A 16189-nucleotide genomic window follows, 5' to 3' on the forward strand; every position below is an offset into this window, starting at 1 on the left:
CAATAGGACAAAATGTTTCTCTCGGGAAACATAATCAGCCTAAATATAAGCTATTTCACGCTTGTTGTAAATGGCTTTTTAATAAGGCTTGATTTCCTGTGAACTTAAATAGGCAGCCGCTCTAACTGAAGCGGCTGCCTTCTTCTCCTGCGACCTTGGTATTTCCTCCAGCTGAATGGCTTATCTAAAGCTATTAATCCCCATATCCGATACCTTGATAATAATATCCCATCGCATTCATGTCCTGCGCATCAAACATATTTCTTCCGTCAAATAAATTAGGTTGATGCATGAGCCGTTTCATATCTGTCCAATTGATCGTTTTGAATACCGGCCACTCTGTGCATAGAATAACTGCATCGGCATCCAGCATCGCTTCCTCGACATCTGCGCAAACACTTAACACATCGTATGGAGGATAATTAGGCAGCTTCGCAACCGGATCATAGACGGTGACATGAGCTTGTTCATTCAATAAGCGTTCAATTACGCGCAGCGCCGGCGCTTCTCTTGTATCATCGGTATCCGGCTTGAAGGCCAAGCCAAGAACGGCAAGCTTTTTATTGGCGAAGCTGCCTAATCGCTCTCTTGCTTTATCGAGCAAATAGGCATACTGCGTTTGGTTGACATGTATGACTTTGTCCAATATCTCAAGCTGGACATTATTTTGTTTTGCCGCAAGGATCAAGGCAGAGACATCCTTAGGAAAACAGGATCCCCCATAACCGATTCCCGCCTGAAGAAAGCTTGATCCGATACGGGGATCAAGTCCCATTCCGTCCGCCACTTCCATCACATTGATGTCCATTTCATCACATAATCTGGCGAGCTCGTTCATATATGAGATTTTGGTGGCAAGAAATGCATTCGATGCGTACTTGATTAATTCCGCCGTTCTTGGAGTCGTTATAACAATTGGGCATTTGACGGACTTATACAGCGATTCAAGCAGCTTCGTGGCTCGTTTGCTGTTCGAGCCAAGAATGATCCGGTCCGGATTCAGTGCATCTTCGACAGCTTTTCCTTCACGCAGAAATTCCGGATTAGAAGCCACGTCGAACGGATAAGGTTTTTCCTGAGCGGCTTGAACCCATGAGGTGATCTGCTCCTGTGTCCCGACTGGAACGGTGCTTTTCGTAATAATGAGCTTATATTCACCCATCATTTGTCCAATATCCTCGGCTACCTGCTTGACATACCGTAAATCAGCGTTTCCATCAAGACGGGAAGGTGTTCCCACACAAATAAAGATCACATCATTGCCTTGAATGGCTGCTTCCTTATTCGTTGTGAATCGTATTCGCCCGGAATGAACATGCTTTTTCAATAAATCTTCCAATCCCGGTTCATAGAAGTGCAGAGCACCTTGTTTGAGCTGTTGAATTTTGTGCTCGTCCGTATCTAATCCAGTCACGTTACACCCGAGCTCAGCAAATACCATCGCAGTAGTTGAACCTACATATCCCGTACCGATCACTAATATATTCAATTGTCCTTCACTTCTTCCATTACACGTAAGCCGGCTATGACTGACCGGTAACCAATGATGGTATCTTTCAATGAATGGGCAATATGCTTAAGGTGGACTCCGCTCAAAATAATACAGTTCTCCAGCTCGCAATTCTCAATATGAGATCCTGTACTTATGGATACATAGGGACCAATCTTACAATCCTTGAGCACACAATTCCGATCAATGGAGACTGGCTCCACAATTATACAGTTATCGAGAATGACGTTCTGATGGATCATAACCTTGCTTGACCCGGATCCTTCATCGAGCATATTACGATTGGCTTCAAGCCAGCGCTCCATCGTTCCTACATCCATATTGTGCTTTTCCGTCACATGATAGGTAACGGGCAAGTTATGATCAATCAGCCATTGAATAGCATCCGTAATCTCGTACTCCCCTCGTGCAGAAGGTACGATGCTGTTAACCGCCTCAAAGATCGACGAATGAAAGGCATAGGCGCCTAACACAGCCAGCTTGGTTAGGGGGCTCCGAGGTTTCTCTTCAAGCTTTACGATCCGGTTATCCCACACCTCAGCAATGCCGTATTCCTGGGGTTTGGCAACCTCTGCGAGCAGCAGCGACGCCTGACTTCCTCTTTCCTCTACATCCATTTTCAATTCGGTTAACCGGTCGGAGATCAGATTGTCTCCCAGTAATAACAGAAACGCCTCTTGGCCGATGAACGCCTGAGCTTGCTTTACTGCATCCGATACCCCTCTTGCTTCATTCTGATAAATATAAGTAATGATCACTCCCATAGATTCTCCCAGGCCAAATTGCTCGCGAATGAGGGATTCTTGAGAGGAATGAATGACAATTCCGATTTCCACAATTCCCTGTTCGGTTAATTTCTCGATGCAGGATTGCAGAATAGGCGTGTTCGCGACAGGAATGAGTGTTTTCGGATGGTTTAAGGTAAACGGGTATAAACGGCTCCCCTTTCCAGCACAGAGAATAAGTCCCTTCAAAAGTCATCTCCCCTAATAAAGATCAATTTCTACTAGTCTATGAATATACGCTGCAATTGGTATAGGCCAAGCTTCTCAAATCATTGACAGGTCTGCGGAGAAGAACAACGCTCATCTGATGAAAACGCCGTGCCCTGCACAGAAGTCTACTCATATCCTAACATGTGATGCCTATAGATATTGACCCAAGGGAGCTGTGGACTGTGAAGATTGCCCAAATATCAACAAATACAATACCTGTCCCTCCTAAAGACTACGGGGGAACGCAGCGCGATGTATATTATCTTACCGAGGAGTTAGTACGGCGAGGGCATGAGGTTATTTTATTTGCCAAAAAAGGATCAGCGGCGAATGCGACTGCCACCTTTGAATATCCGACAGACATTCCAAGCGAACAGCTGGATTACATTATTCAAAATCTCCCCGAAGATGTTGACTTCATCCATGACCATTACGGAATCGTAGCTAGAGCAAACCCGCCTGTTCCAACCATTAGAAACTCCCATTCCAAAGGCGTTACAGGCGTGCAAATACCGGTATACGTAAGCAAAATCATCCGCAGAAAGTACGGTAATAACAAAGGATATTCCGTCTATAACGGCATTCGGGTAGCGGATTACAAATTCAGGAAAAAAAAGAGCGGCTACCTCCTCTACCTGGGCAGATTGATGGAACAAAAAGGGGTTCACCTTGCAATCCGGGTTGCCAAGAGGACAGGCAAAGAGCTCATTATTGCCGGAACGCTGAATGATAAGAAATATTTTAACTCCAAAATTAAACCTCACCTCAGTAAAAAAATCCGCTATGTCGGTCCCGTCGGCGGCGAAAGAAAGATGGATCTTCTTTCCAAAGCCAGCTGCGTCCTCTTCACTTCCACCTGGGATGAGCCCTTCGGTCTGGTGCTTATTGAGGCGTTAGCCTGTGGAACGCCGGTTCTCGGCTTCAGGAAGGGTGCAGTGCCAGAAGTTCTGAAGGGCATGCCGCAGCTGCTGTGCGGCAGCACGAAACAGATGATTGCCAAAGTCAAGAGCCGTTACCGGTTCCCGGGCCCCCGCAAATGCAGACGTTATGTTAGAGTCAATTTCTCTGACCGCATTATGACGAACCGGTTTTTGAAGCTGTACAAGAAAATAATTACAGAAAAACAATATAAGCTTATCAAGAATTCGCAGTGGAATAAGCGTAAGCAGGTGCTCCAAACCAACCCGATTGAAGGAGCTGAATGAAGTGGTAACAGTTATCGCCTGTACGATGCGCCCTGCTTTCATGGATAATTTGTTCGCCAATTACGATCGGCAGCTTTGGAAGAATAAAGAAATGATCATTGTACTGAATAATGACAGCATGGATCTTGATCTATGGACTGAACGGGCGAAACAATATCCGGAGAATGAAGTTAGAGTATTCAAGCTCCCTGAGAGCTACACACTTGGCAAATGCTTGAACTATGCGATCAGCCATGCCAAAAACGGCGTGATCACCAAGTTCGATGATGATGATTATTATGGCCCCAAATATTTGAGGGAATCCATGCGTGCGATCAAAAAAGGCAAGGCCTCTATCATTGGCAAGCATACCTCCTATCTTTATTTTGAGGAAAAAAGAGCACTAATGGTATTCCGGAGCGGCGGTGAGTGGCAGTATCAGCGGAGCATTAAGGGAGGTACGCTTCTCTTCTGGAAGTCGGTTTGGAAAAAAGTCAAATTTCCGGAGAATAAGCTTGTTGGCACCGATTCCGGATGGATTGGAAGATGCAGAAGCAGAGGCATCCGCATTTACTCGGTTTCTAAGAAACATTATGTTTGTATCCGAAGAAAGAACACAGACTCCCACACACAGAAGAAAAGCACAAAAAACTATATGTCCCACTGCAAATTCGTAAGGCGTACCAAGTACTTTAGACGGTTCGTTAACTAAGTACGCTGCGTTTACAGGAATCTAATCGACCGGGGGAAAAGCCAAATGGAAGTCGATCGCCCTCCCCCCGTGTTTCTCCAATCCAATTGCGGCTGCTGATATTGAAAGTTAAAATCCGGCGTACCATTTAGACATAAGGTTACTTAGTCCTCTATTTTATAGAGAAGGAGGTTGTTTGAGATGGAGAACAACGGCGTAACGATAGTAACCTCCACCATACGTCCGGAGTATACCGATGAAATTTTTCATAATTATGCCCGTCAGAAGTGGTCAGCCAAAGAGCTCATCCTGATTATCAACAACAATAATATTTCAATGGACCTATTTAAGGAAAAGGCGCAGCAGTTTGATCATGTTCGAATTTATCGCGTCGATCAAAGTAAAAACCTCGGAGCCTGCCTGAATTTCGCGGTTGCCCGCGCCAACTTCAATTATATTGCTAAATTCGATGATGACGATTATTATTCGCCTGACTATATCCATGAAGCGATGCTGCTGTTCACAAGCTCCAATGCCGATGTAATCGGTAAACGGTCCTGTTATTTTTACTTTCCCCATCGATCGGTGCTGCTGCTTCGTAAAACCTCTGTGAAGCCTTATGGGCAATGCTCCAGAATCGCCGGTGCGACCATCATGTTTCATAAGCGGGTGTTTCAGAAAGTGTCCTTTAACCCCCGCGTTGTTCAAGGCTCTGATGCTTTGTTCATTCAGGCCTGCTTAAGAAAAGGCTATTCCATATACAACACATCTCCATATAACTTTGTCGCGTTCCGCCGCCCCAACCGCAACTCACATACGTGGAAAGTGACAGATACCCAACTGCTTTCCTCCAAAAACGCCAGTATTATCCATACAACGGAATTCAAGGAATTCATTGATAAATCGCTTGACCAGCTGCCTTTCCCGGACAAAATAAAACGATTGGCTGGACTGATCAGCCAAAAGACCGGATCACAATCGAATTGGTATTAACTGCTCAACGTTTGGTGCCAAAATCGACTCCGCTATCGTTCAATCTTACTTGCATGTATTGCAGTAAAAATAAACCTGTTTATCGAATAAAAGCACCAATGGACGAGCCGGTCAGAGAACCGCATTCCACTTCCATTCGCATCACCTCAGGGAGCAGGTGCTCACATGCCTATGCATAATCCCGTCCCATCAGCCAGACAAGCCCAGCACAACCACCCGTCTTCATAGACTATGGAAATCGACTCTACAAATACTGCACTGCCCGAGCGCCCCTCTTCAGCGGGCCGATCTCATGGGTTCCGCAGCGTCCCGCGGAACCTAAAATGAGACTGATTATTTTGTTATTATGGGCATCAATGGAACATATCATTCTCCTCATGCAAGCGCAAACAGCCCTCGTCTCTTGTGATAGGACTAGGGCTGTTTGCGCTTATCTCGTACTTGTAATTAGCCGGTATAATTGAACAAAAAGCTTCCGCAGGGCAGCACTGGCGCAAGATCGAAATGTTCTATTCCTCGTTTTCCAGCAGTTGCTTACTCAGACGTTTGGGAGCTGCCCGCAAATAAGCTTCCCTCAGCAGTACGCCCATTTCTTTCCAGTCAAGCGGATCATGGATGGACACCCAGCCGCGATGGCCGATATAAGCAGGCTTGAAGAACTGTTCCTGTCGTAACAGAATCTCCTGGTTCTCCAGATCGGACTTGAAGGTTATCCCATAGTCGCTCATGATAATAAACGACTTGTCCTTCACTTTGAATGTCGTATGTCCATGCCCGTCAACCAGCTCCGTGACCTCAGGCAGCCCATCGCAAATGGCACGTACCTGAACCAGCATCTTTATTCCCTCAGGTGTTTTCATTCCACTCCAATTTGGTTCCACATAAGCCCTCCTTGCGGTTTACTGTATATTTCTTTAGTGATAAGTATCGCATTCCCTTTTCCACAAAAGCAAACGATAACCATGAATTAAAAAAGCTGCCAATGGATTAAACCACTGACAGGTTAACAATGTTGATGCTGTTTCCCGCCAACAGACCGTTTACCCTCACATCTGTTCCGCTTTCCGGGAGCGCAGAGGTTCGCGGCGTGCGACATCTACTCGCAGGCGCAGCGCCATCATGATGACCACTGCCAGAGCCAGTGCCATGAACACTGCGGAGCCGGTTATCGACATCGCAACCGCATGTGCAAGCTCATGTCTGGCTTCCAATTGGGACGACGCATCAACAAGCGGGTGGTTCGCCGCAGTTCGACTTGCTGTACCGAAGACCGTAACGAGGATGGCAAGGCCCAGTGAGCCTCCGACTTGATGCGCGACATTGACAAGCCCAGAGGCCGCTCCGGCATCACTCGGCGCCACCCCTGCGATACCGGCGCTCGTCAGCGGAATAAACGCAAGACCCGCTCCGATTCCTAATAACATCAAGGGCATGGCAAGCTGCGGAAAGTACAGTGAATCCTCCGAAATCCGGCTCAACCACGCCATACCGATGAAGGCTGTTAACACCCCGCCAATCAGCAGCCGAGCGCTGCCGAGGCGGGGCAGGAGCAGCGGCACTACATACACCATCGCAAACATAACAGCCGTCATAGGCAGGAACGCAAATCCAGCCTCAAGTGCGCTGAAGCCAAGCACTTTTTGCAGGAACTGGGTCAGGAAGAAGAATGTAGCGGACATACCGCCAACGAATAATAACCTTGCGGCATATGCGCCGGAACGCTGCCGGCTGGCGAACAGGCGAAGCGGCGTGATCGGTTGTTCAGCTCGCCACTCATTAAGAATGAACACGGTGAGCAGCACGGCGCCTGCGACAAAGGATAGGACAGTTCCCGATTCGCTCCAGCCATCTGCCGCGGCACGTACAAACCCATAGACGAGGGCGGTCATGCCAAGGGTGGAAGTTACGGCTCCAGTGAAATCGAAGCGTCCGTTCTGCCTTTGGGTTTCGGGCAGGAAGCGAGGTGCTAGCACGAGCAGCGCGACCCCAATCGGCACGTTGATGTACATCCCCCATCGCCATGAGATCAAGTCGGTGAGGACACCGCCGAGCACGAGCCCAACGCTTCCGCCTGCACCGGAGACGGCACTGTATAGTGCAACTGCCCGAGTACGCTCATGTCCTTCGCGAAAGCTAATCATCAACAGCGCGAGTGTAGATGGAGCTGCGAAAGCGGCAGCGATGCCCTGCACCGCCCGCGCGATGAGCAGCCATTCGGCCGACTGGGACAGACCGGCAAACAGAGACGCAACGGTGAACAGTCCGATGCCAACCATGAATACCCGCCGGCGGCCCAAAATGTCACCTGTGCGGGCACCAAGCAGCAGAAGTCCTCCGAATGTAAGTGTGTATGCGTTCTGTACCCAGGAGAGGCTTGCGGACGAGAAATGAAGGGTTCCTCCGATTTCGGGCAATGCGGTGATGACGATCGAGGCGTCGAGGACAATCATGAGCTGGCAGGCTATGATAATCGTCAGTACCAGTGATGAATAAGAAGAGCTTATCGTTTTTTGACGAATTGGCTGGGATGCGGACATATGGTTTCTCCTTCTCTCTTTTGGAATGTTTATTCTAAACGTATCATAATCTCCAGATGGAGTTGAGTCAACAACTTTTTGGAATAAATATTCTAAAATTTAATGCGATTTAGCATAAATAGACGGATATAAGGAAATAACATTCGTAAATTCGGAATTAACATTCCATTATATTGACATGATTCTCGGTCGACATTAAAGTGGAGTTTAAGAGGTGCTTACGATGGGCAAACGTCATGACATTATAAACGCTACGCTGGATCTGATCGACAAGGAAGGCTTGCAATCCGTCACCTTTGCCAAGATATTTAAGAGCGCAAATGTTGGATCGGGTACTCTTTTTAACTATTTCAGCAGCAAGGAAGAATTGGTCAACGAGGTTTATAAAGCAGCGCGAATCCATATGGGCCAGTGTCTTCTGGTCGATTACGATCCGGAATCAAGCCTGTATGAGAGGTTCAAATGTCTTCAGCTTAACAGGCTTCGGTTTGCAATCGATTACCCCAAAGAATTCCGGTTTATCGACAACTATTCCTATTCACCCTGTATCCCGGCGGATTTACGCCGAATGGACGATGACAGCGCTTCACGGGAAGTGGTGTTATCCCTTATCATCGAAGGACAAGGGCTGGGAATAATCAAGGAAATGGATTCCAACTTGTGTCATTCGATCATTCACGGCATTATTACTTCCATCGCCAAAGGTTATTACGTCCAGAAATACCAGCTGACCGATCTGCAGATCCAACAAACACTGGAGGCATCTTGGAAAGCGATCCTGGTATAACGGGAGCTGTGCAATGCCTCCTCTTCCTAGTTCAGCGGTCCATTGCCGCAAAGAATAGCCCTTAAGATCCACAAGCGGATCTCAAGGGCTATTCTTTTTGTTAAGCTCATCCCTATTCGTTCGTTATTAATGTCTATGGATGAGCCGGCGGCGCCACATCAGCGAAGCAGCAGTGACTGAATCATATGCTTTAAATTGTTATCATAAAGTTTCTTGACCCTGGTTTCATCTGTAAAATGCCCGGATATTGCGAGATGCAGCACGCCATGAAGCGATGACCAGAGCATTTGTGCAGTTATGAGCGGATCAATGGCCTCTACCTTGCCCTCAGCCGAATAACGCCGCAATGCCTCTGTAACCTGAGATAGTGCGAATGCCGTTTCCTTGATACTATTCTCGTCAGGCTTGAAGCCCTGCAGCCCGCCTCCAAACATAAAACGAAAGTAGCTGGAATTATCATTCGAAAACCCCCAATACGCTTCGCCTATTCCGAGTAAATATTCCTTCGGATCATCACCGGGAACGATGCGGCTAATCGTTTCAGTAAGTATTCGGCAGCCTTCCACAAACATTTCGTTGACGAGCTTTTCTTTGCTTCCAAATAAGCTGTAGACAATTTTTGTCGAGCATTCGAGTTTATGCGCGATATTTCGGACCGTTAATGCTTCGATACCTTCCTCAATAAGCACCGAGCAGGCGGCATTGACGATATTTTTACGAAGCTGTTCCTGCTGGGACTGACGCGCATTCGGATAGGTCTTAAATGATTGGATATCAGCAGACATCGAGCAATCATGCCTCTTTTCTAAATCGAGATGTTTTTCCGGAAACAACGTTACCTTATGGCATCAATGTATGACAACCCCATTAACTTGTCAAACCTAAATCGTTACCTTCCATACTTTTGTATATTTTTACAAATAAATACATGAAACAAAACTAAACTTTTTTACATCTCAATTTCGACATTAATTTTATTTCATATCGGATATAATTGCGTTGAAATGGTCGACCGCCAATCGAAAACATTATTTCAGGAGTGTCATATGCTAAGTAGACTATCAAGATATGCGTTAATTCCCTCATTAACAGCTTTTATTGTGTTGTCTTCATTTTTATTGGAAAAAGTGACGAGCCCTGCCTTGTTATTTCTTTCCGCAGCGGTTTTCGCTTCCAGCATGATGGTAGATCATAAATCAAAATTAACGCTTTATCTTCAAACGGCTGCGCTCGCTTTCTTTCATTGGACAAGCCATCTCAATTGGTGTCAGTTAATTTATATTATTATCATTATTCTTGAAGTTAGAAACCGACGGGATTTTAAATATACATTGTCGATCTCTGTTGGATATTCACTCCTATACACAGCCGTAAGACTGGTGTATCTACCCTGGAATGAGTATAACTTGCTGGTTTCCGTCTACGATTTGTTTAGTTTCATACTGATCGTCTTTGTGATGCAGTATCTCCTCACAACGGAGTTAGAAAAAAAGCGTTTGCAGAAGCGGAATAAATTTTTAACTTCTCATGACCCTCTGACAGGTCTGCTGAATTATAATGGTTACATCAATGCGGTAACTGATTTGGTCGAAAACAAGAAAGCTAACTTTGTATTGCTGTTATTGGACTTTCAAGACTTTAAAAGCATTAACAAAGAAAGTATTAGCAGCGGCAACGAGATTTTGACGAAGATATCCATTATCATACAAACCTACTTTTCAAATGCTGCAGCTATCTCCCGATACGCCGGAGACCGTTTCGCATTAGCGATTCCTACATCAGAGAACACAGTCCAAGAGATTCTAGATTTAATGGATTCCGGAAGACTGGGTTATGTGGCTACCTACAGCATGGCTACGTTCCCCGAAGAAAGCTCATCTTCACAGCAAATCATCGCATTAGCGGAGGATCGTCTATTTCAAAGTAAACGAATTCTGTGGCTAAAACGTGAAGAAGAGCTGTTTAGAAACGAGAAATTGAAATTGGTCGGTGAGCTTGCTGCCGGGATGGCGCATGAAATCCGCAACCCGCTGACAACACTTAAGGGGTTCATTGATTTATCGAAATCGCAATCGTACAACATTGAGCCATGGGTGGATATTATTTCAAATGAAATTACGAGGATGAACGAATTAACAGCTGAATTTTTACAGTTCTCGCGTCCACATATGAGCAACATGAAACCGGAGCCTATATTCGGCTGTTTAAACAGAGTCCAATACTTAACCGAATCGCAAGCCGTTTCGAAAGGACACAGCATCAACATTCACTATATCGATGATTCCATTCTTGTTTTGATGGACCGGGACAAAATTGTGCAGGTACTTATCAACCTTATACGAAATGCATTGGAAGCAATGGACGAACCGGGTCACATCAATATTCAAGTGAAACGAATGGATACGAAATATACTTCGATCGAAATTCAAGATACCGGTAAAGGCATACTTGAAGATGAGCTTCCAAAAATATTTGATCCTTTTTATACAACGAAAGAAGAAGGAACCGGGCTTGGCCTGTCAATCTGCCATAAAATTATTCAAGACCATGGCGGCATCATGTCTGTGAAAAGCAAAGTCAATGAAGGTTCGTTATTTACCATTACGCTGCCGGTTATTGAAACAGAGACAACTTTAACCGGATAACCCTTACGGCCCGCGAACGATCAGCGGAACAAGTGTTACGGCATTTGCGCAAAATAAAGCGACTAAATCAACACAAAGAAATCGCCCCGATTGCAGGGCGATTTCTTTGTGTTGACAGATTCAAACTTTCTATCGTAACTGGCGCCGTAATGGCAAGCTTATTCTTCCTCTGTATCTTTCCCTTGCATGCTTTGAAGCGCATCAGCATAACGGCTGTATAAACCGCTGCCGACGGCTGCATGAATGGCTGCGCCGAACGCAGCTTCTTCTTTTACCTTCCCAAACTTCATGGGCAGCAGCCATCTCGACTTTACCAGCCGCTGCATCGTATCATTATACCGGATGCCGTTGCCTGATGCGGCAACCCTGGTGAGCGACCCGAGAATTGCTGGCGGAAGCTGCTGCGCATAACGATCCAATTCATCCAAGATACCATGCAGGAAAGCAGCCGTCAGCTGCCGGGGATTGAAATTATCCGCCCGGATTCCTTCAACGAAACCTGTTGACATCGGCTGATCCCGCGTACCAAAGAATTGGGTTCCCACCCGCAGCGGCGGTGCTGAATCTCTCCTTGCTTCCTCAGCCAGACGATTCATTACCTCGTAAAGCCTGCGGTCATCGATCTCCCCAAATGCCCGGCATACGTCCCGGTAAAATTGTTCAAGCAGTTCATACGACTTCCCGCCGCTAAGAGAAGCTCCGACAAGCAAATATCCCCCGTCTACAAATGGACGCGTTTCAAGGCTGGGGCAAACGACATAATCGGAAGAATAAACCGATACTTGCGAACCTGTACCGACATTTACAAGTAAAGTGCCTTTAAACGAGGGAACAGCGCCGAGGAAGCTTGCTTGGTTATCGCCAATTGCGCAGCATACGATTTTTCCATCTGCCGTTCTGCCCACTGTCTGTTGTCTTCCATCCGCAAGAAGCGGCAAAAAGCTGGCATCCATCCCCGCTTCCGATACCTGTTCCTTGTCAAACTGCCTCTTCTGAAGCGAAAATAGTCCGATGCTTGCAGCATTCGAGCAATCCATCAATGGCGCGGCTTTACCGCATAGCTTCATCGCTGCATAATCACCAATCGTGCACAGCTTCACTGCACCGTTTGGAATTTCGCCTTGCTTCGTCATGTAGAAGTGCGTCACTAATCCAAATCCGGAATGAACCGGATAGCCCGTCCATTCATGAAGCGTTGATGCATAATTTTTACCGGATTCCATGAGTAAATCTCCCCGGCCGTCCTGCCAGGTCAATAGTGGACCAACCGCATTGCCTTCATCATTCACATAGAGTATACCGTGCATTTGACATGAAATACCGATAGCATGAACATGTGTCCATTCATCCCGGCATTCTTCAATTAACTCTGCGACCAGCTCTACGATCCGGTCCGCATTTTGGGCACGCTCCCACACATACATTCTCTGCAGCTCAGCATCATTGGCTTTGCTTACCATTCTCACAACGCTGCCATCCTCGGGTTTCGTCAAGATGACAGTAATCGATGTCGTGCCGATATCAATTCCGGCTAGATACATCAGCATTCTCCCTTCACGGTTCGAATACATTCATTCGCATAATAAGCTTTCGGTTCACACCGTCCTAAATCCTGTATAACTCTATTAATTCGCACAATAATCTCAAATAATTAAAGATAGCCGCTGTGCAGCTTGGCTTCTCCTCTATCACTTATAAGAATGAACTGCCAATATTTTAAGCATGTATGATAGAAGGAATTTTGATAAGATACGATAGATTCGGTGTCGCCCGATTAAAAGGAGAATCTTCGTGAAATGGATTAACTCAGCAGTATCGGCGGTCGTTTGTCTGTGCTTGGCCAGCTCTGTTCAAGGGCCTGCCTCAGCCAGCAGCGCATCGCCTTTTAACGATATTTCGAATAACTATGGAAAAAAGGCAATCATTCATTTATATGAGAGAAATATAATAACAGGCACATCGGCATCCACCTTCTCTCCGGACAAACCGATTACCCGTGCGGAATTCGTAACCGTGCTGGATAGGCTGCTTGGGCTAACGGCTGTGAACAGTCCCATCTCTTCATTCACTGATGTAGCCAAGCAATCATGGTATTCCGGCTGGATTCAAGCAGCGGTTCAGCTTGGTTTGGCAGAGGGTGTAAGCGCAAGTGCCTTCGCTCCCGAGAAGCCGGTAACGAGGCAGGAAGCTGCTGCTCTGATCATACGGGCATTAAAGCAATCTGCAGCTGACAGCAGTCAGGCAGCGGCATTTAAGGATGCCAGCCTTATTGCAGCATGGGCCAAACCTTCCGTTGTTACCATGCAGAAGCTTGGTTTAGTGAAAGGCGATGATTCCGGTAGATTTCATCCCATTGATCCCATTACCCGGCAGGATACAGCAGTCATGATGGACCGGGTACTCCAAAATACCCGCTGGAATGCTGAGCTTACGTCCAATCCTCGCTCAAGTCTACATCTGGGATGGCAGTATGGCCAGACAACTGCGCAATATGAACGTACGGTTTTACAGTCCAATGTGGATACCTTATCTCCAAGATGGTACTTTTTGGAGGAATCGGGCCAAATAGCGGATACAACGGATCCAGCTCTAGTGGCTTGGGCGAAGAAGAACAATAAAGCTGTGTGGGCGATGGTCGGCAATCGGAGTGACTCTGACCTTACGCATCAGATGTTATCGGACACTTATACAAGTGAGGCTGCTATTACTAATTTACTTGCACTTGTCAACAGATACAGGTTAGATGGACTGGATATTGACTTTGAGAATGTCGCTCCGGAGGATCGGACCGCGTTGACGGGATTCATCAGTAAATTAAGCGTGAAGCTTCATGCCATCAACGCCGCCTTGGCGGTTAACGTCTCTCCGGACCTTGGAACGGATTGGACCGAAGCTTTCAATTATAGTGCGCTAGGTAAGTCAGCGGATTATATCATCTTGATGGGATATGATGAGCATTGGAGCGGAAGCTCGGAAGCCGGATCTAACGCTTCGCTGCCTTATGTGAAGAATGCCTTAGCCAAGCTGCTTCGTGTGGTCCCTAAAGAAAAAGTCATATTAGGGCTGCCTCTTTACAATAAAGACTGGTCCCTGAGCATGAACGGAGATATCCTCTCCACCGAATTCATCTCACTCGCCGAGCAAAATAATCGGATCCTTGCTTATTCACCGCGGCCGGTATGGGATTCCAGCATTGGGCAATATACGGTGCAATATACGCAGAACGGGATTCCGCACTTCATCTGGGTAGAAGACGGCCGTTCGTTAAGCGCCAAATATAAATTAGCAGTCAACGGAACTCTTGCAGGCTTGGCGTACTGGTATATCGGCAGTGAAAGCCCGGATATCTGGGCCAGCCTCCGCAATGCAGAGAAGTTTTTCGGTTATGCCTTCTAACGGTACATTACTTGTACCGTTTTTTTGTTATTGTTCTGCTCATTTCTATGACTGGCCGATAATGGCAGGATTCTTATTTGCGGAAATCGCGGTTTTTCGACTGCTTGGGCAAAGGTTATGGTAAAATGCGGGTAATGCAATCACAGATGTAACGAAGGAGTGAATCGTATTGGGGCGGTTAATCGATCAATATATCCGCAATGCTGAGGAGAGGGAACGCGCTGAGAAAGTTGAGGCACTAGCCGCAATTTTTGCCGATCGGGCATCCGTGCACGACCGGGAAGGGTCATTTCCACACCAAAATTTCGCCGACATGCATGAAGCCGGATACTTAAAGCTTACGGTACCGAAGGAATTTGGCGGTGAGGAAATATCGCTTTACGAACTCGTTTCCATGCAGGAGCGCCTCGCATACGGGGACGGTTCGACAGCCTTAGCCGTCGGCTGGCATCTCGGTCAGGTGCTGCACCTAAGAACAACCCGGAAATGGCCGGGCAGATTGTTCGACGAGCTGTGCCGTGCGATCGTCGCAGATGGCGCAATGATCAATACATTCGCCAGCGAATCGGGTTCAGGGAGTCCAAGCCGGGGCGGCAAGCCTGAAACGACGGCAATCCGAACAGACGGCGGTTGGCTCATAACGGGGCGAAAAACCTTCAGCACCCTCTCTCCCATTCTCGACCGTTTTGTAGTTTCCGCTTATATCCCGGAGGAAGACAGTACTGCGGATTTCCTTATCTATAACAACGATCGCGTTTCCATCATCGAAACTTGGGATACGATCGGCATGCGGGCGACAGGAAGCCATGATGTCGTACTGGACCGCGCCTTCGCCGCCGAGGGCTCCCGACTTTCCGGAAAAGGAATAGATGACGGCGGCGGTTGGCTGCTGCACATACCTGCCTGCTACCTCGGCATCGCAATGGCAGCGCGCGACTTCGCCATTTCATTTGCCCAAATGTATCGCCCCAATCATCTGCAGGGTCCAATTGCCGAGCTTGCAACGGTCCAACAGTCGATCGGACAGATGGAAGCGGAGCTCAGAACGGCCCGCTGTCTCGTGTATGCAGCGGCAGACCGCTGGGATCAAGAGAAGGTGAGCCGGCCAAGCTTGAAGTCGGAGCTTGGGTTGGCCAAGTATATGGCAACGAATAACTCTATAAAAGTGGTTGATATGGCAATGCGGATTGTAGGTGGTTCCAGCTTATCCAAAAAAATGCCATTAGAACGATTTTACCGCGATGTCCGGGCTGGACTGCACAACCCGCCGATGGACAATATGGTGCTTCATACGCTCGCTGCTGATGCACTGAATGAGAGAAATGCTGACTGATAAGCAGGTTTTCCCTTCATTTCTGCACGAAAAGCTCACTGGGATGACTCCGAGGCCACTGAAAAAGTCCTTCTGAATAAAAAGGCACATCCCCTCATTTTTTTGAGGGGATGTGCCT

13 protein-coding genes are annotated in these 16189 nt (G+C 47.1%); 7 read left to right on the plus strand and 6 right to left on the minus strand.

All coding sequences use genetic code 11. The features are described from left to right. Positions 1–193 precede the first annotated feature (193 nt). Both ACFPYJ_RS13095 and ACFPYJ_RS13100 read right to left on the minus strand, forming a co-directional pair. The gene (locus ACFPYJ_RS13095; protein WP_379188589.1) at positions 194–1489 is read right to left on the minus strand and encodes a UDP-glucose dehydrogenase family protein; all 1296 of its coding nucleotides are present in this window, start codon (positions 1487–1489) and stop codon (positions 194–196) included. Then, positions 1486–2484 (minus strand): sugar phosphate nucleotidyltransferase, encoded by a 999-nt coding sequence (locus ACFPYJ_RS13100; RefSeq protein WP_379188590.1) that lies wholly within the window; start codon positions 2482–2484, stop codon positions 1486–1488. Before ACFPYJ_RS13100 ends, ACFPYJ_RS13095 begins: the two co-directional genes overlap by 4 nt. A 203-nt stretch (positions 2485–2687) precedes the next feature. On the opposite strand from ACFPYJ_RS13100, the gene ACFPYJ_RS13105 reads away from it, so the two are divergent. From ACFPYJ_RS13105 to ACFPYJ_RS13115, 3 genes are all read left to right on the plus strand, one after another. Further along, positions 2688–3710 carry a glycosyltransferase family 4 protein gene (locus ACFPYJ_RS13105; protein ID WP_379188591.1) on the plus strand — a complete coding sequence of 341 codons (1023 nt, stop codon included), beginning with the start codon at positions 2688–2690 and terminating at the stop codon, positions 3708–3710. A 1-nt stretch (position 3711) separates the two neighbouring features. Further along, complete coding sequence (locus tag ACFPYJ_RS13110; RefSeq protein WP_379188592.1) at positions 3712–4401, plus strand: glycosyltransferase family 2 protein; 690 nt, start codon at positions 3712–3714, stop codon at positions 4399–4401. A 180-nt stretch (positions 4402–4581) separates the two neighbouring features. Beyond that, entirely contained in the window at positions 4582–5373 is a 792-nt protein-coding gene (locus tag ACFPYJ_RS13115; protein ID WP_379188593.1) for a glycosyltransferase, read from the plus strand. A gap of 509 nt (positions 5374–5882) precedes the next feature. Here ACFPYJ_RS13115 and ACFPYJ_RS13120 read toward each other — a convergent pair. Both ACFPYJ_RS13120 and ACFPYJ_RS13125 read right to left on the minus strand, forming a co-directional pair. Continuing rightward, positions 5883–6254 (minus strand): MmcQ/YjbR family DNA-binding protein, encoded by a 372-nt coding sequence (locus ACFPYJ_RS13120; protein ID WP_379188594.1) that lies wholly within the window; start codon positions 6252–6254, stop codon positions 5883–5885. A gap of 165 nt (positions 6255–6419) precedes the next feature. Continuing rightward, positions 6420–7910 carry an MFS transporter gene (locus tag ACFPYJ_RS13125; protein ID WP_379188595.1) on the minus strand — a complete coding sequence of 497 codons (1491 nt, stop codon included), beginning with the start codon at positions 7908–7910 and terminating at the stop codon, positions 6420–6422. A 223-nt stretch (positions 7911–8133) separates the two neighbouring features. On the opposite strand from ACFPYJ_RS13125, the gene ACFPYJ_RS13130 reads away from it, so the two are divergent. Continuing rightward, positions 8134–8697, plus strand: coding sequence for a TetR/AcrR family transcriptional regulator (locus ACFPYJ_RS13130; RefSeq protein WP_379188596.1), 564 nt, complete (start codon positions 8134–8136; stop codon positions 8695–8697). A gap of 158 nt (positions 8698–8855) precedes the next feature. On the opposite strand, the gene ACFPYJ_RS13135 is transcribed toward ACFPYJ_RS13130, so the two are convergent. Then, positions 8856–9482 (minus strand): TetR/AcrR family transcriptional regulator, encoded by a 627-nt coding sequence (locus ACFPYJ_RS13135; protein WP_379188597.1) that lies wholly within the window; start codon positions 9480–9482, stop codon positions 8856–8858. A 261-nt stretch (positions 9483–9743) separates the two neighbouring features. Between ACFPYJ_RS13135 and ACFPYJ_RS13140 the strand changes: the two genes are divergently transcribed. After that, a complete protein-coding gene (locus ACFPYJ_RS13140; protein WP_379188598.1) occupies positions 9744–11342 on the plus strand; it encodes an ATP-binding protein in 1599 nt (532 codons plus the stop codon). A gap of 158 nt (positions 11343–11500) precedes the next feature. Here ACFPYJ_RS13140 and ACFPYJ_RS13145 read toward each other — a convergent pair whose 3' ends face one another. Continuing rightward, entirely contained in the window at positions 11501–12883 is a 1383-nt protein-coding gene (locus ACFPYJ_RS13145) for a sedoheptulokinase (protein ID WP_379188599.1), read from the minus strand. Positions 12884–13133: 250 nt separating this feature from the next. On the opposite strand from ACFPYJ_RS13145, the gene ACFPYJ_RS13150 reads away from it, so the two are divergent. Further along, a complete protein-coding gene (locus ACFPYJ_RS13150; protein ID WP_379188600.1) occupies positions 13134–14738 on the plus strand; it encodes an S-layer homology domain-containing protein in 1605 nt (534 codons plus the stop codon). 169 nt (positions 14739–14907) lie between these two features. Continuing rightward, the gene (locus ACFPYJ_RS13155; protein WP_379188601.1) at positions 14908–16071 is read left to right on the plus strand and encodes an acyl-CoA dehydrogenase family protein; all 1164 of its coding nucleotides are present in this window, start codon (positions 14908–14910) and stop codon (positions 16069–16071) included. Positions 16072–16189 lie beyond the last annotated feature (118 nt).

It is taken from the genome of Paenibacillus solisilvae, from assembly GCF_042656405.1.
Lineage (GTDB): Bacteria > Bacillota > Bacilli > Paenibacillales > Paenibacillaceae > Paenibacillus_Z > Paenibacillus_Z solisilvae.